This is a genomic window from Pseudolactococcus reticulitermitis, from assembly GCF_002260845.1.
In the GTDB taxonomy this organism is placed as follows: Bacteria; Bacillota; Bacilli; order Lactobacillales; family Streptococcaceae; genus Pseudolactococcus; species Pseudolactococcus reticulitermitis.
In genome coordinates, this window is sequence record NZ_BEDT01000001.1 from 766,591 (window position 1) to 783,435 (window position 16,845).

A 16,845-nucleotide genomic window follows, 5' to 3' on the forward strand; every position below is an offset into this window, starting at 1 on the left:
ACTTATTCTTTATGACTCATCAAGCTTTAAAACGTTCTTCAAGTTCTGCGACAATTTCTTGGTGGCGTTTTTCTGTTAATTTGACTTTAACCAAGTAGATGACAAGAGATAACACCATCAAAACGGCTGGTACGATAAAAGCATAAATTTTAAATGTGCCAACGCCATAAGTGTGACCTGAAATATATTTCGAACCCGTCATCCCTGCTGCAATGGCGACAAAGCCATAAATCCCATTTGAGAAAGCACCTGCGATTTTATCAAGTAATGGTCGCATCGCAAGCGTCACTGCTTCGTTACGTACACCATTTTTCCATTGACCATATTCAACAGAGTCAGTTATTGTCATCAAAACAGATAAGAAGACTAATTGATAAGGCGTTGTTAAGAAGATTAAGCCCGCAACTGTCATCGGAACTGAATTACCAACAGTAAAGATAAGGTAACCAATGAGCATTGACATGATGGCTGCTGTTAATACTTTACGCCGACCAAATCTTTTAGCCAAGATTGGAAACAGTGGCACAAGAATGATTGAGCCAATGAAGCCAACAATCCCTGTGATTGAGTAAAGACCGGCATTGCCAATGACGAAGGTGAAATTCAAAATGAGTGTCGCCGTTGTCGCAACATAGGCAATGGCAAATAAGATGTATGACAGTGACAACCACATCAATTGGTCATTTTTCATCAAGGCTCTAAAAACATCTAATGTATTGGTTTTCGTTCCCTGTTGCCGAATAGCAGACTCTTGTTCCTTGGTTCCCCACGCCGTCACCAAAGCTGAAATCCCTTGAACCAATGCAACAATCACACCAAATGCAAAGAAACCACGTGCCCCTTGTGTGTGGCTAGCTCTTGTAAAGAAAATTGTAATTGGAATGGCTAAGATTGTTGCCCCTTGTGCACCGATTGCTGAACCGAATCGAGCAACCGTCCCCAACGTTTCACGCTCCGAATTTTTCTCAGATAGCGCAGGAATCATTGACCAAAAAGCAATATCTTTAAATGAGTAAAAAGCGTCTAAGATAATAAACGAAATGGTAAAGACAACAGCAAACAAAATGCGATGACCCGTTTTAGCTAAGCCAAAAAAGTCAGAGAACATTAAGATAATCATCAAAGATGACATCAACCCACCAACAACTAGCCAAGGTTTGAATTTCCCCCATCGTGTCTGTGTGTTATCAATAATCGAGCCTATAATCGGATCGAAAATAATCTCGACTAATCGAATCACAACGACCAATCCTGTCACAAGCGCAATCATGGCGTCCTCATGTGGCGACCCTGCAAACATTTGTGCCGTCACAAAGGCGATGAAGAATGTACTGATTGAGTAGTAGTACACATCATGCCCCAATGCCCCAAATCCGTAGGACAAAAGTTGTTTCATTTTTCCCTTTTTCATGGAAATTCCCCCTATTTCCTTAAATTATAGAAATGTGACCTACACCGACGCTTCGTTCAAGCGAGGTCATTCACGAATTCAGATTCGCTCAAAGCGCCATTGAAATCGTTTACATCTATAGTGTAGCATTTCCTTTTAGGGAAAAGTTTCCAGTTTTACAGAAGTATTAGGAAATCTTTCCATTTTAAAAATTAAAAAAAGACAACCTTTGACGCTGCTAGAGTGATTAGGTTCTAGCCTTATCGAAGAGTGTCAGGTTATCTCATTTTTGATAGATGGAATAAGCATCCACCAATACACGTTCTAAAATAAAAAGTGGCAAACGACTGTGAACATCCAGCTCAAAATAATTGACTTCCAGTTTACTTTTATAACCAATCAGACTCACATCTGAGTGCTTGGTAAGCTCGCTTTCAGCATCTGTCGTCAACGATAGGACTTTTGCTTTGTGTTGTTCTCCTATCTTAACAGCCAAATTAATCTCAGGATTTTCACCAGATAAGGAGAGCGCTAATATCAGCTCCCCCTCATTTAAAAATTTAGCATAGTAAGCCATCTGTTTGGGATCATCATAAAGATTAACTTGTTTATGGAAAAGTTGCAACTTCTTCATCAGTTCATTTGCCACATTGACCGTTAAGCCCTGGGCAAAAATCACGATGTCCTTCGCTTCATCGAGTAACTTAACTGCTTTTTCGACTTCAACCGCCGAAATATTATAAATTGTTTGTAAAAGTTCCTCTTCATTTTTGGCAATCGCACCCAGCACTTCAGTTGAAAAGCCACTAATTTTGGGCAATTCTTTCTTACGCACGGAATAGCGAAATTCACTGTAGCCAGCAAAACCCTTTTTTCTAACCGTCCGATTGACAGTGGAAAGTGAAACATGTGCTAAATTAGCAAGTTCAGAAATCGAAAGTTTGGGAATCGCTTCATAATTTTCTTGAATCATTTCCCATGTAGCTCGCTCAGCGTTTGTTAAATTAGTCATCATTTCTACCTACTTTATCAAGGACAGCTACATCCTATTTAACTATTTTTAATCACAAGTGATTTGATCACTTTCACACAACTTTCAGCATCATTGACGATTTTTTCAAGTTTATTATAGACATCACGCCATTTGATGATTTCAATAGCATCTTTTTCATGCGTATAGAGTTCTTTTGTCATCTCAGAATAAAGGCGGTCAGCACCTTTCTCCAGTGTTTTAACCGTTTTAACATGTTCTTTGAGCTTTTTAGAATTCTTAAATTTAGAAAATTCACCCGTTGCCACTTCAACTGCCTCAGTTGCTGCAACAATCGTCTCAATAAACTCTCTAACACCCGGACGTAGCTCACGAATCACCAAATTTTCGAGCAAGTACGTAAACTCATTAATCCCATCAAGGACATCATCCAAGACATCTGTTAGTAAAGCAATATCTTCTCGGTCAATCGGTGTCATAAAAGTGACAGCAAGCTGTTCATAAATATCGTTGGCGTAAGTATCACCCTGATGTTCAATTTCATGAACTGCCTCAGATTTAACGATAAATGACTCATAATCATAATCAGCTATGCTTGTTTGCAAAGCAGTTGCCGCTTCATGCGAGAGATGCGCAATATCTTTCATTGCTGCAAAGTAATCAAATTGTTTTTTTCTAATCATTTTATCTTGTCTTTCCGTTATTTTTCTCTATCATATCTAAAAAATCATCACAAACAGTTTACTCATCAAATAAGCGATGAGCCCGCAGCCTGGGAAGGTCAAAACCCAAGCCAGCACCATTTCTTTGACAACCCGCCAGTCAACCGAACTCATTCTGCGACTGGCTGCAACACCCATAATGGCGGTCGTTTTGGCATGAGTTGTCGAAACAGGCACACCAAGACTGGTCATGAGTTGAATACAAATCGCAGTTGAAATATCCGCCGCAAACCCTTGATATTTCTCCAGTTTAACCATATCCATGCCGACGGATTTGATAATTTTTTCGCCACCGACAGATGTGCCAAGTCCCATGACAACGGCACAGGTGAAAATAACCCACATCGGAATCGTAGCACCGGGATTAGCCAGCCCATTCAGCGTCAAGCCGAGCATAAAGACCCCCATGAATTTCTGACCATCTTGCGCGCCATGGAGATAAGCATTGGCAGCTGCCCCAAAAATTTGGCCAATGGTAAAAAATTTATTAGCCGTACGCCTGGCGACATTTTGAAAAATCAGAACGATTAGTTTGGTGATGATTAAACCGCCTAAAAAACCGATGAGAACTGATGCAAGCAAGCCATAAATGACTTTAATCCATTCATCAAAATGGACTGCTGCCATGCCACCTAAGGAAATGGCAGAGCCTGTCAAACCAGCAATCAGCGCATGGCTCTCAGATGTCGGAATGCCAAAGTACCAAGCAGCTACTGCCCAGACGACAATGGCAAATAAACTTGCCGCAAGTGCAATCTGCGGGGCTTTATCTGGCAACTGAGGGGCACTATCAAAATCCACCATGTTCAGAATGGTTGTGGCAACCTTTGCACCTGTTAGTGTTGAGATGAAAGCACCCGCAAGATTCATGATGGCTGCCATGATGACAGCGGCGCGAATTTTAATCGCGCGCGTCGAAACAGCTGTCGCAATCGCATTGGGCGCATCGGTCCAGCCGTTGACAAACACGACACCAAGCACTAGTAACATCGTCAAAATTAAAGGGATTGTCATTCTTACTCCATTGAACGCTTGGGCGCTCTCTTCATGTTCTATCCACCTATTTATCAAATGACGCTTAGAGAAACAGGCAACACCTCTATTTTAGCAAAATTATGTTGCAAACGGTACCAATTTTTGTCATATTGATGAAAAATGACTTATTTTCTGTTAAAATAGGACTATGGAAAATTATATCGAACACTTAACAGCTAAAAATAGCGAATACATTCATGTGGTGACACGTAAGCTTGTCAAAATCGGCAAGTCTGATGACGAAATCAAGGCCATTTTATCCGATATTCTGCCAAAAATCGTTGAGGCTCAGGACCAACGTGTACTGGCTAAAGATATCTTAGGGACTCCCTCTGAATTCACGGCCCAATATGCTCCTGCGGTAGCTGGTGGTAAATCAGGCAAGACGGGGACATCTCAAAATGACAACGAAACACCTGTCCTCATGTGGTTGGATAGTTCCTTACTCATGCTGGGGATTCTAGCTTTGATGAATGGACTGATGGCTGTTTTCAGCAAGAACGCTAAAACTTATGGGCTGATTACACTTGTCACGATGAGTTTAGCGGCTGGTTTCGTGATGTATCTGATGTTCCGCCTCATCTATAAACCACAGAGTGAGGGAAAAAAAACAGCCAGCCTCAAAACCTTTGGGACTTTGACGCTCGGTTTTCTGGGATGGATTACCATCTTTAGCCTGACCATGCTACTCCCTAAAGAAATCAACTTCTCTCCTGTCGGCTATGTGACCGCAGCCATTGGTGCGCTGGCACTCGGTAGTCGTTACTTGCTCAAACGTAAATATCACATCAAGTCAACCCTGGCGACACAGCCGTCTCAAAATTCAAAGAAAGCTTAAGTGCTTCAATTAAAAAAAAACGTCTGGGAAAATTTCCTAGACGATTTTTTATAGTTATCACTCATACTTCCCAGCATTGGCACGCGATACCTTACGCACACGCCCTTTAATTTTCTCAGTCTGTAATGCCTTGAGCACTCGCTTGCCTTTACCGTTCAAAATCTCGACAAAAGTCGACACATCAATAATCGAGATGACCCCAATATCATCGCCAGAAATCCCCGGAATGTTCGTAATCGCGCCAACCACATCGCCTGCTCGGAGCTTGGTTTTCTTGCCGGCATTGACATGCAGTTTCATGATGTCCGCCTTAAACACCGCACTTTTCGCTGTTTTCACGACCATTTCACGTTTTTGCTTGGCAGTAAATATGGGTAAGCGCTTCTCAAATAAACTGTTACTTGGCAGTTGCCTCTCAGTGATTTCAGCACCGGTAGCGAGCTGCGCAGTCTCAATTTTAGCAAAATCACTTCTTTGGGCGCTGCTAACCAGAGAAATCGCCTGTCCCGTTTTCTCAAACCGAGCCGTTCGACCGATACGATGTGTGTAACTCTCAGGATTGTCAGGCAAATCATAGTTATAAACCGCTGCAATATCAGCCACATCAATGCCACGCGCCGCCACATCAGTTGCAATCAAAAATCTAAAGTAATTATGTTTAAAATCATTGATAACGCGCGTTCTGTCGCGCTGTTCCATGCCACCATGTAGAGTTTCAGCCTTGACATTTTTCTGAGCTAAAAAATCTGCGATATCATCAACTGCTGCGCGCGTATTGGCAAAGATAATAGCTGAGTCAGGATTGACAAGGACTAGGAGTTGGTAGAGATTGGCTAACTTTTCAGTTTTGTCAACCAAGTAAAAAGTCTGCTCGATCCTGTTTGCCACGGCATTTGTCGCCTGTACTTCGATCAAAGCTAGCTGTCTCACATAAAAATCCGCCACATCCATGACCGCTTGCGGTAGGGTTGCAGAAAACAGGGCAACTTGGCGTTTAGTTGGCAACTGCTCAAAAATCGCATCTACCTGCTCCATAAAGCCCATGCTGAGCATCTCATCGACTTCGTCTAAGACGATAAACTTGACTTGGTCAAGCTGAATCGTGCCTTGATCGATATGATCCAACAATCGGCCCGGTGTCGCGACAACGACGTGCGTCCGCTCTTTAAGGTTACGCGTCTGCGCTTGGAATGATGAATGACCGATTAAGGTTTCAACTTTGATGCGCTTAAAGCGTCCAATGTTAAAGATTTCCTCGCCAATTTGTAGCGCCAACTCGCGCGTTGGTGCCAAGACAACCGCCTGTGGGCGACGTTCTTCCCAGACAATATTTTCCACTAAAGGAATGGCAAAGGCTGCTGTTTTGCCACTCCCTGTCTGTGATTTGACCAGTAAATCTTGTCCTTGGGCAAATGTTGAAATCACTGCTTGCTGAACTTGTGTAGGGCTTGTATAATTCAAGGCTGTCAAAGCCTTCTGCGTTTCTGCGCTAATCTGTAGCGCTTCAAATGTATTTTCCATGTTGCTTGATTATACCATAAAAAACTCATCGCCGTATCATACACAACCAAATCCACCAAAAAAATCAGATGCCAATTAACATCTGATTTTTCATCTATTGCTGTAACGAAGAAGTTCGCCAGAAAATTCAACTAAAACTTTGAGTTAAATTCGCAAAGCGAGACGAGAAAAAGAGAGACGCCGCGTACTTGGGTACGCAAGTCTCTCTTTGACGCAGTATAGCGAAGTGAATTTAAGCCAAAGCGCCCATGGGATCCCATGGGAGGAGCACTTCCGGCTCAGCCTCATAGGCAGCCAATTCAGCTTCAGTCAAGAATTCTTTTCTGACAACGATTTGGTAAGTGTACTCGTCCATCCAAGCGTCAGATGCTGTGAAATAGCCTTTCTTACCGACTTTATCGCCCCATGAATTTTCAACTTTCCATTTAAGGGAATTGCCAGCAGCATCCAAATCAACACCAGTCAAGACCATAGCGTGCGTCATCAATGACTCAGAGTAATCCAAACGGCTCGCTTTATCTTGTGTGAAGTGCAAATCCATGGCTGAAAAATCATAAGCGTCCATGGTCAACAGACCAGCTTGACGATTAGAGACTTGGCCAACATCACAGCCAAACCAAACAGTTTCACCCGCTTGCATTTGGGCAATGGCTAATTTTTTGAAACGATCCATTTCGACATTCAAGTGACGGACGTCACGCGCACCGACAACGTTTCCTAAAAACTCAACCGTGTAAGATTTGTTATAAGGTTTGTCAGCAGTTGGGGCATTAATCACACTCACGTAATCATCCAACTTGATATTCACAAATTTTTCGTAGAAAGCTTGCGGTGTGATGTTTTCAAATTTGTTAAATTGGTCATCTTTATCCCGGTATTCAAAGTCAAATTTTTGTGGTGGCAAGCCAAGTGTCATGGCAAGATAGTTGAAAATCTCTTGCAAAAGTTCTGCTTTTTTCGCCGCCACATCACCACCAGATTGAATCAAGTCACGCAAGATTTGCGCATCTTGACGCAAAAGTTTGTTGAGATATTGATCCAACTCACGGCTGGCACTTGATGAAATCGACTCAGGATAAATGTCTTTTGGCACGACACCATATTTTTGGAACAAAGCCACGACCATGTCCCATTGTCCGCCATCTTGTTGGGGCACATCGAGCAAGAATTTCAACTTGCGATCGCCGATTTCAAGCTCACTTGTCCCAATGATTTGTTCAAGGAACCAGTTTGATTTTTCATATTTATCCCAGAAAAACGTGTAGGCTTGTGACAACTCGAAGTTTTCCAACTTGAACTCTGTCAAAATTTTATGACGGAAAGTGTTCAAAGCTGCAAACATCCAACAACGACCTGATTGTTTTTGGTTGCTGACGGGATCATTTGTCAAATCAACTGAGAAAACAGGCAAATTCGCTGCATGTGACGCCCGATTTTCAAGGGCATTGAGCAAGCCATTTTTAGTCGCTGCATTTTCAACGGCGCTAAATTTCGCATTTTTTTGATAGTTATCAAATAGTGATTGTGTAAATTCTGATGTTAATTCTGTCATTTTAATCCTCCAAAGATTAGTATAGCACTTTTCATCGCATATCTCAGCAAATTACTTTATATAGTTGATGTCTTTAAAAAAGACTTGCATCAAGCCTGTACAAGTCGATTTTTAAGCAGACCTCATCGGTATAAACCGTTTTGGTCAATGTAGGTCAGCACCTCAGCTGGCAAGAGAAAATTCGGACAACGCTTGGCTTGTAAACTCTCTCGGATATAGCTTGAGGAGATATTCAGCAAGGGTAACTCTAGCATTTGAACGGAATATTTCGGCGCAGTCAGAACAGTTTGATCACGCTTAACAGCCACGAATGTCACTAATTTCAGTAAGTCATCAATCCTGTACCATTTTGCCAAGTAATCAAGCATATCGCCACCGATGATGAAAAAATACTCGTTTTCAGGATGCTCAGCCGTCAGTTTCGCCATGGTATCGTAGGTATAAGACTTACCGCCTCGTTCGATTTCCGACAGATTCAGCGTCAACTTGGGATAGTTTTGCAAGGCAATTTCTAGCATCTTCACCCGATGGTTTGCCGAAATCGTCGTTTTCGTATCAACGTGAGGTGGCTCATTTTCTGGCATCAACTGAACTTCATCCAAGTCCAAGAGTTGCTGAATTTGATCCGCAATAAAGAGATGGGCATAATGCACCGGATTGAAGTTGCCCCCTAAAATACCGATTCTCATGCGCGCCAGAAGTCGTCAAAAACAGTGATTGGTAAATGCCGTTTGTGTTCCGTTTTCAGCCACCAATTTTCAATGACAGCACGGGCGTCAGTAGCAATCTCACGACCTTCCAAGTAGTCATCAATATTATCATAAGTCACACCTAGCGCAACTTCATCAGCCAGACCAGGCTTGCCATCTTCCAAATCGGCTGTTGGGACTTTTTTATAAAGCGTTTCATCCGCATTAAGATAAGCTAGTAACTGCTTGCCTTGACGCTTATTGAGACGGAAAAGCGGTAGAATATCTGCCCCGCCATCGCCAAATTTTGTGAAGAAACCTGTGATGTTTTCAGCCGCATGGTCCGTGCCAAGCACCGCACCTGAATGCGCACTAGCAATCGCATACTGGGTAATCATGCGTTGACGCGCCTTGATATTGCCCTTGTTAAAGTCTGTGATGTTAAGACCCGCCTCAGTCAAGGCTTCGATTTCGCCGTCAACTGCGCTTTTGATATTGACCGTCAAACTGACATCTGGTTGGATGAAAGCCAATGCCTTTTGGGCATCATCTTCATCGTGTTGCACGCCATAAGGCAGACGAACAGCGATGAATTGATAGGTCGTATCGCCTGTTTCAGCCCGCAGTTCCTCAATCGCAAGCTGCGCCAAACGCCCTGCCAGACTTGAATCTTGACCGCCAGAAATACCCAAAACTAGACTTTTCAAAAACGGATAGGTTTTAAGATAATCTTTCAGGAAATCAACGGAACGGCGTACTTCTTCTGCGGGTGAAATCTCAGGTTTTACGCCTAAAGCTGCGATAATGTTATCTTGTAAGGTCATTTGTAAACATCCTTTCTCACTTGGTCAATCAGTTTCATTTTATTTTCCCAGACATCCTGCGCCAAATCGACCGGATAGTCTTGAGGATTCAAATCACGTTTGTACTCATCCCACAAATCATCTAATTTTTCTTTGAAATAGACCTTGATTTCTGGCAATGTCGGCAAATCATAACTCAACTGACCTTTTTTAAAAATAGGCACCAATAACGGCCGCGCCGTGAAATGCGTCAATCGTTTATTGATATAGGTATAAGTCGGATGGAACATGAAAATCTCATCTAAGTCATTGGGGTCGACATCTGAAAAGGTGATGTAATCTCCCTCAGACTTGTTTTTATCCAAACTCCGAATCCGCCAGACTTGTTTTTTACCGGGCGTTGACACTTTTTCAGCATTGCTTGAAAGCTTGATGGTATCACGCATCTCACCCGTTTCCGTTTCAATCGCAACGATTTTATACACGGCTCCGAGTGCCGGCTGATCATAGGCTGTAATCAGTTTCGTCCCCACACCCCAGACATCGATTTTAGCCTTCTGCATTTTGAGATTAAGAATTGTATTTTCATCTAAGTCATTAGATGCATAGATTCTCGCCTCTGTAAAGCCAGCATCGTCAAGCTGTTCACGGACTTTTTTAGAAATATAAGCCATATCTCCTGAATCGATGCGAACGCCTTGAAAATTAATGCGTTCGCCCATTTCTTTTGCGACTTTAATAGCTGCAGGCACACCGATTTTCAGGGTATCATAAGTGTCGACTAGGAAGACACAATCCCTGTGCGTTGTCGCATAGGCTTTAAAGGCGTCATAGTCATTACCATAAGCTTGGACGAGTGAGTGGGCATGTGTGCCTGACACCGGAATATTAAAAAGCTTACCCGCTCGAACGTTAGAGGTCGCATCCGCACCGCCGATCACAGCCGCACGCGTCCCCCAAATCGCTGCATCCATTTCCTGCGCCCGCCGTGTGCCGAACTCAAGCAGAGGTGCATCGCCAATCACCGACTTAATCCGCGCGGCTTTCGTTGCAATCAGCGTCTGGAAGTTGACGATGTTGAGAATCGCTGTTTCGACCAGCTGGCATTGTGCCAATGGGCCTTCAACTTGAAGAATCGGCTCATTCGCAAAAACGAGATCGCCCTCCTGCGCCGATCTCACGTCACAAGTAAAGCGCAAGTCAGCGAGGTAAGCCAAAAAGTTTTCAGGATAGCCCAGCTCCCGCAGATACGCAATATCATCATCGCCAAAATGGAGGTCGCGCAAATAGCCAACGACCCGCTCCAGACCTGCAAAAACAGCATAGCCATTTTTAAAGGGCATATCACGGAAATAAACTTCGAACACCGAATGACGTTCAGAAATCCCCTGCTCAAAATAAACCTGCATCATGTTAATCTGGTAGAGATCCGTATGCAGTACTAAATTATCTGTCATCTTTTACACCATTGTTTCCAACATCTTAATTAAGGTCGCAGCAGATTTTTCACCAGCATGGACAATAAAGGCATCAAAACTATCCGCCGCCTGACCATCAGCTGTGTCCGAAAGACTGCGAATCACAACAAATGGTTTACCGAGTGCCGTCGCTGCTTGAGCGACTGATGCCCCTTCCATTTCCACCGCAAGCACATCAGGAAAGTGTGCTTTAATCGCGAGCTGTTGCGTTTTAGACGCGATAAAAGAATCTGACGAGGTGATCAAGCCAACCTGAGCTTCAGGCGCCGCTTTCTTCAGCTCTGAAACAAAATAGGCACTGCTGTGATAATAAAGTTCTTGCCCCGCCATTTGCCCAAAAGCATAGCCAAAGGCTGTGACATCGACATCATGATAAGCTAATTTATCCGCAATCACGACGTCGCCAACCGCAAGACCCGCGCCAACACCCCCAGCAGACCCGCTGTTAATGATGCCATCAACGGCAAACAAGTCAACGAGTAGGCTAACCGCAACCGCGCTCATGACTTTCCCAATCCCCGACTTGACAAGGACAACGTCATGTCGCCCGATAATGCCTGTATAAAATATCAACCCATGATGACTGGCTTTTTCAGCATGTTGCAGCGTTTCTGCTAGGATTTTCAACTCCTCGTCCATAGCTGCAATAATACCTATTTTCATCTTCACTCACTTTCTCATTTGGCTTAGCTGGCTAGACACTGCTTGTTTAAAACTTAAACACAATCACCGTAATAATCACCAATAAAATCAATAAAATCACAATATATTTTGTGATTTTTTTACCACGTTCTTCTCGTTTTTGAGACTCAATCCGGCGGCTTTTATAGACCTGATTTTTTTCCAATTGAGCCTTTTGTGGGGCAAATTGCTTAATCAGCTGGGTGTCATCTTGTCTGGCTTGTTCAAATTCTCGCTCTAAGCGTTCTTTTTCCCGTGCCGCCTGTCGAATCATCTCGTCTGTTAATAAAGGTTTAGGCATGTGTCTCTAGCTCCCAATATTGAACAGCCATAATCGTCTTGGCATCACTGATTTCACCGTTTTGAATCAACGCTTTTGCTTGCGCCAAGGTCACTTCATAGCGCTCCAAGACTTCATCATCATCATGCGGTCTTGGCTGTTCGACTTGTCTTAAGTTATCAGCTTTATAGAGATAAATCTTTTCATTACAAAAACCAGGCGCTGTATAAAACTCAGCGATTTTTTTAACTGATGTGGTCGTCATGCCTGTTTCTTCTTCTAGTTCACGTAACATCGCGGCCTCTGGATCAGCATGTTCGCCTTTTTCCAGTTTACCTGCAGGAATTTCATAAATCACTTCTTCCAAAGCCTTGCGAAATTGACGAACTAAAATCATTTTTTGCTCTGGCGTGATGGCAAGCACCGCCACACCACCGTTATGGAAAATAAGCTCTCGTTTCGCGAGACCTAAGTCTCCCGGTAATGCGACAACGTCCAATTTAACATCAATCACTTGCCCTTTAAAAATATTTTCTCGACTTAACGTCTTTTCTTCGAAATCTTCAAAATTCATCGTTTGGCATCTCCGTTTTTATTTTTGATGTCAGGTGTCCTATTTGAGTTGGCAAATAGCTCAACGCTCATGATAGCTCGGCATCAGTTTGGCACGACCAACTTTATTGACTTGACGTGCGCGCCCAAAGGCCATCTCATCTTCATGGACATCATCTGTAATGACAGAACCCGCCGTCGTAATCGCATTTCTACCGATATTCAGCGGTGCAATCAAAGACGAATTGCTACCGATAAAGGCATAATCTTCAATCTCTGTCTTGTATTTATTCTTACCATCATAGTTGACCGTAATCGTCCCCGCACCAAAGTTGACATGTTCGCCAACCATGGCATTGCCGATATACGTCAAGTGCCCCGCCTTCGTCCCAACGCCAAGTGTAGACGCTTTGACTTCAACGAAATTGCCGATATGAACATTTTCATGCAAAATGGTTTCTGGGCGCAAGTGCGCGTAGGGACCAACATTCGCACCGGGCTCAAGCACAGAATGTTCAATCGTCGAGTTGCGGACTTCCGTATGATGGTGCAATCTCGAACTTTCAATCCGACTACCTGATGTGATATGCACGCCCTGACTAATCACCGTTTGCCCTTTAATGGCAACATTGGGCTCGATAATGGTATCAGCACCAATTTCAACATCTGCATCGATATAAGTCGTCGCTGGATCAATCAAGGTCACACCATTCAACATATGTTTCGTATTAATCCGGTCACGCATGATTTTCTCAGCCGTTGCTAGTGCCACACGATCATTGACCCCAATCGATTCGTTAAAATCATCTAGGACAAAAGCTGAGACCTTTTTAGCATCGTCTTTTAAAATTTCGATGACATCTGTCAAATAGTACTCGCCTTGGGCGTTATCCGTTGTGATATTGCTGAGCGCCTCAAAAAGCGCCCGATTATCAAAGACATAAGTCCCGGTATTGATTTCCTGAACAGATTTTTCAAAGTCGTTGGCATCTTTTTGCTCAACGATTTTAGCCACATGACCAGCTTCTCGGATGATTCGCCCATAACCCGTCGGATTGTCCGCAATCGCCGTCAAAATCGTCGCTGTTGCTTTTTCCGCTTGGTGGTAGGCAAATAACTCTGCCAAAGTTTCAGGACGGATTAACGGTGTATCGCCTGCGATAACCAGCGTCATCCCATGCAGATTTTTAAGCAAAGGCTCAGCGATTTTGACCGCGTGCCCCGTCCCCAACTGCTCTTCTTGTTTGACATAAGCCACATGCTCAGGCAAAGTCCCTAAAACATCCGTTGCCCCATGACCAACGATGGCAATCGTTTTCTCAGGTGCAACAGCACTCGTCGCCGCGACCACATGCGCTAACATCGTCTTCCCAGCAACTTCGTGCAGAACCTTTGGCCGGTCAGACTTCATCCGAGTCCCTTTTCCGGCGGCTAAAATAATGGCATATTTATTCATGTTCACATCGCTCCTTTTATAAGTGATTAAGGCAAGCATTTAAAAGTCATGCCTTCATTTTTTTCATTTGTCGTTTTGATGACAAAAACCTTAAACCTATTATACCAATAAACTTAACTTTTGTCTTAGATGTTGCCGTTCTAACAGTATTTCTAGCCGATTTCATTTCAAAACACCCTCCCATTTCCCATTTTTGCTAAAGCCCTCTCCCGACTTTCAAGAAAATTATGGTAAAATGAAAGCAATAGACAGACATATAAGGAGCAACTCATGACAAATATTGGTTTTATTGGCGCTGGAAAAATGGCATCAGCGATTATTACAGGACTGAATCAAGAGCAATTCAGTGTTCATCTCTCAGGCAGAAATGTTGAGGAAACACAAAAAACTGCCCAAGCACTTGGCGTGACAGCAGCAGACAACCATGCTGACTTGATACAAATCTCAGATATCATCATCCTCGCAGTCAAGCCGTCTGTCGTCGCTGATATTTTATCTGAATACAAAACTGAGAAACCCATCGTTTCCATCGCAGCAGGCATCACTTTAGCTGACCTCAGCACGATGACGACTGACACACAACCCATCGTCCGCATCATGCCAAATATTAATGCGACCATTCAAAAATCAACGACAGGTATCGTTAGAAATGCCCATGTTTCCGACGACGTTTTCGCGACTGTCAAAGCGATTTTTGAAAGCGTCGGCAGCGTCCACGAACTGGCTGAAAAAGATTTTGGCACCTTTACAGCCTTAGCTGGCAGCTCGCCTGCCTATATCTACATGTTCATCGACGCCATGAGCCGGGCTGGCGTCCTACATGGTATGCCAAAAGACACTAGCACCAAAATCGTTGCTGAGACCGTCGCAGCCAGCGCCGAGATGATGCTCAAATCTAACGAAAACCCTTGGACTTTGATTGACAATGTCTCAAGCCCCGGTGGCACAACCGTCGCTGGTGTGGTGAGCTTGGAGCAAAATAACTTTGTTGCTACCGTGATTGATGCCATCACAGCAACGATTGAAAAGAATAATACAATGAACAAATAAATGAAAAGCGGGAGCCGTTTTATGAAGGATCCCGCTTTTTTATTGGTGTTTTTGGTAAAAGTGATTCCTGCTAATAGAATATTTTGTTACAGCTAATACAAAATTTTGTTGTAGCTCATACAATTTTTTGCTACTGCTCCTACAACTTTTTGCTACTGCTCCTGTAATTATTTTTTACAGCTCGTGTAAAAACTTTTTACTGCTCCTGTAAAACTTTTTTACTGCTCGTGTAAGCTAATGATGACGTGCGACCGATGGTGACTAGGTTCAAAAAACAAGCCACTTCATCAGTGACTTGCTTGAAAGAGAGAAGCGTTGTTAATCAATTAAGAGAGACAAAGCAGGACGGACAGGGTAGAAGAGATGCACACGATAAAGGTTATTAATGCTCCCCGCATCGACACGGCCTGCAGCTCGATAGCTATCACCAGCTGAGCGAAGCCAAAATGTTGGATTGACTGAATGGGTAGTAGGTTGGAAATCTAAAAGGTGTGTAAATGTTGTTGGTGGTGCTATGCCCATATGACCATGAATATCCCCATAGCTCAAGGCAAAGGCTTGTTGGTAACCTGACACATCTAAGATCGTCGCAAAGCGAGTATCTTGATAATAACTTTTCCAAATCCAGTTTGTGATAGTGCTACCAGAATCAAATGTAAATGGTATTTGCGTAAAATCAGTATAATTCGGATTATTCAGAGCAACTGCTTGAACAGAAGATTCATAAACTGTTCCTTCAATATTAGCGTTGTACCAGTCATCGATGAATTTTCCGACACCACCAATGGCTGGATTACGACTATCCTCATAACCATTACTGCCATCTGCTGAGTCACCATCACTTGTAATATTATCAAAGTATAATCCATAACGAGTTGTATCTGCGATAAATTGACTGTTGCCGATGTCATAGACTTTAATAACAAGCGCCTGCAAACCATTACTTGCGTCATCATCCATATCCTCATCTAGGATTTGGAACCAAGCGTTTGCGAACCAAATCGCATCCCCTGGGGTGCCGAGCTTGCCATCAGCGTATGAGGCGACAGCAGGGTTCACTAGACCAGCTTCTGTGATGGGCAAGCCCCATTTCGCATAGAGTGTGATATTTTCTGTCATCGGTGTCTCAAAATCAAATGGCGTTGTTAAGTCTGGCTCTGTGTACCAACCTTTGAAGATAAAATCATGTTCTGGCGCATCTGCTGGATTGATGGCATCATCTTTTGTTGGGGCAACTGGTTCTGAAACTGTTTGCCCATGATTGACTGTTTCTGAAGCTACCGCTTCGCCACCAGTGCTGTCAAATGTGACTTGATAGGTTTTGGGTGTTGTTTTGCCATAGAAGACTTTATCGCCTGTCGCCTCTTTCGCGATACTTGTGATGACATTACCTGTATAAGTATCATTATCATACCAACCTGAGAAATCTTCAGCCTCATATGTTGGCGTTTTTAAATCAGTCGCTTGCTCACCCGCAACGTAACCATATACCAGAGATAAGTTGGTGACTTTGACACCATTGATGTAGTAGGTAATGGTAAAATTCTTCGTGACTTCTGAACCACCGTTATCCCCACCTGTATCGCCAGTGTTAGCGTTGTCTTCTTCAAAATCACCTTCGCCCGCTAAATGGAAAACATAGGTCGTACCCGCTAACTCAACCGCATGATTGCGCACTTCATCGCGATGATGGTAGGTTTCTGCTGCATAGACCGTTGCTACACCGCCTAAGCCTACCAGTAAAAGTAAAATGGCGAATAGACTTTTAGCACCTTGGAAACGTCTGAAGCCGATGGTTGCAATACTT

The 16,845-nt window shown here is 43.4% G+C and carries 16 protein-coding genes; 2 read left to right on the top strand and 14 right to left on the bottom strand.

Features of this window, described 5'->3' with window-relative positions; genetic code table 11:
- Positions 1-19: 19 nt before the first annotated feature.
- The 4 genes from RsY01_RS03675 to RsY01_RS03690 all read right to left on the bottom strand — a co-directional run bounded on the left by RsY01_RS03675 (position 20) and on the right by RsY01_RS03690 (position 4,117).
- A complete protein-coding gene (locus RsY01_RS03675; RefSeq protein WP_094784192.1) occupies positions 20-1,411 on the bottom strand; it encodes a glycoside-pentoside-hexuronide (GPH):cation symporter in 1,392 nt (463 codons plus the stop codon).
- Positions 1,412-1,673: 262 nt separating this feature from the next.
- Positions 1,674-2,402: a MurR/RpiR family transcriptional regulator gene (locus tag RsY01_RS03680; protein WP_094784244.1), complete on the bottom strand. Its 729-nt coding sequence runs from the start codon at positions 2,400-2,402 to the stop codon at positions 1,674-1,676.
- 38 nt (positions 2,403-2,440) lie between these two features.
- Positions 2,441-3,064 carry a DUF47 domain-containing protein gene (locus RsY01_RS03685; RefSeq protein ID WP_094784193.1) on the bottom strand — a complete coding sequence of 208 codons (624 nt, stop codon included), beginning with the start codon at positions 3,062-3,064 and terminating at the stop codon, positions 2,441-2,443.
- A 36-nt stretch (positions 3,065-3,100) separates the two neighbouring features.
- On the bottom strand, positions 3,101-4,117 hold the full coding sequence (locus RsY01_RS03690) for an inorganic phosphate transporter (protein WP_094784194.1): 1,017 nt from the start codon (positions 4,115-4,117) through the stop codon (positions 3,101-3,103).
- A 169-nt stretch (positions 4,118-4,286) separates the two neighbouring features.
- On the opposite strand from RsY01_RS03690, the gene RsY01_RS03695 reads away from it, so the two are divergent.
- Positions 4,287-4,976, top strand: coding sequence for a DUF1129 family protein (locus RsY01_RS03695; RefSeq protein ID WP_094784195.1), 690 nt, complete (start codon positions 4,287-4,289; stop codon positions 4,974-4,976).
- 57 nt (positions 4,977-5,033) lie between these two features.
- On the opposite strand, the gene RsY01_RS03700 is transcribed toward RsY01_RS03695, so the two are convergent.
- The 9 genes from RsY01_RS03700 to glmU all read right to left on the bottom strand — a co-directional run bounded on the left by RsY01_RS03700 (position 5,034) and on the right by glmU (position 13,988).
- Positions 5,034-6,497: a DEAD/DEAH box helicase gene (locus RsY01_RS03700; protein WP_094784196.1), complete on the bottom strand. Its 1,464-nt coding sequence runs from the start codon at positions 6,495-6,497 to the stop codon at positions 5,034-5,036.
- Positions 6,498-6,729: 232 nt separating this feature from the next.
- Positions 6,730-8,049 (bottom strand): aminopeptidase C, encoded by a 1,320-nt coding sequence (pepC, locus tag RsY01_RS03705; protein ID WP_094784197.1) that lies wholly within the window; start codon positions 8,047-8,049, stop codon positions 6,730-6,732.
- A gap of 122 nt (positions 8,050-8,171) precedes the next feature.
- A complete protein-coding gene (locus RsY01_RS03710) occupies positions 8,172-8,738 on the bottom strand; it encodes a nicotinate-nucleotide adenylyltransferase (RefSeq protein WP_094784198.1) in 567 nt (188 codons plus the stop codon).
- The gene (gene nadE / locus RsY01_RS03715) at positions 8,735-9,562 is read right to left on the bottom strand and encodes an NAD(+) synthase (protein ID WP_094784199.1); all 828 of its coding nucleotides are present in this window, start codon (positions 9,560-9,562) and stop codon (positions 8,735-8,737) included. Before nadE ends, RsY01_RS03710 begins: the two co-directional genes overlap by 4 nt.
- Positions 9,559-10,998 (bottom strand): nicotinate phosphoribosyltransferase, encoded by a 1,440-nt coding sequence (locus RsY01_RS03720; RefSeq protein ID WP_094784200.1) that lies wholly within the window; start codon positions 10,996-10,998, stop codon positions 9,559-9,561. The genes nadE and RsY01_RS03720 overlap by 4 nt, the downstream gene beginning before the upstream one ends.
- Positions 10,999-11,001: 3 nt before the next feature.
- Positions 11,002-11,682, bottom strand: a complete 681-nt coding sequence (locus tag RsY01_RS03725; RefSeq protein WP_094784201.1) for a 5'-methylthioadenosine/adenosylhomocysteine nucleosidase — start codon at positions 11,680-11,682, stop codon at positions 11,002-11,004.
- Between the two features lie 46 nt (positions 11,683-11,728).
- The gene (gene macP, locus RsY01_RS03730; protein ID WP_094784202.1) at positions 11,729-12,001 is read right to left on the bottom strand and encodes a cell wall synthase accessory phosphoprotein MacP; all 273 of its coding nucleotides are present in this window, start codon (positions 11,999-12,001) and stop codon (positions 11,729-11,731) included.
- Entirely contained in the window at positions 11,994-12,554 is a 561-nt protein-coding gene (locus RsY01_RS03735; protein WP_094784203.1) for an NUDIX hydrolase, read from the bottom strand. The genes macP and RsY01_RS03735 overlap by 8 nt, the downstream gene beginning before the upstream one ends.
- A gap of 60 nt (positions 12,555-12,614) precedes the next feature.
- Positions 12,615-13,988, bottom strand: coding sequence for a bifunctional UDP-N-acetylglucosamine diphosphorylase/glucosamine-1-phosphate N-acetyltransferase GlmU (gene glmU, locus RsY01_RS03740; protein WP_094784204.1), 1,374 nt, complete (start codon positions 13,986-13,988; stop codon positions 12,615-12,617).
- Between the two features lie 270 nt (positions 13,989-14,258).
- Here glmU and proC point away from each other — a divergent pair, with 270 nt between their 5' ends.
- Entirely contained in the window at positions 14,259-15,038 is a 780-nt protein-coding gene (proC, locus tag RsY01_RS03745) for a pyrroline-5-carboxylate reductase (RefSeq protein ID WP_094784205.1), read from the top strand.
- A 318-nt stretch (positions 15,039-15,356) separates the two neighbouring features.
- Here the strand turns inward: proC and RsY01_RS03750 are convergent.
- Positions 15,357-16,845 (bottom strand): InlB B-repeat-containing protein (locus RsY01_RS03750; protein WP_167373214.1); only part of this gene is annotated, 1,489 nt, incomplete at its 5' end.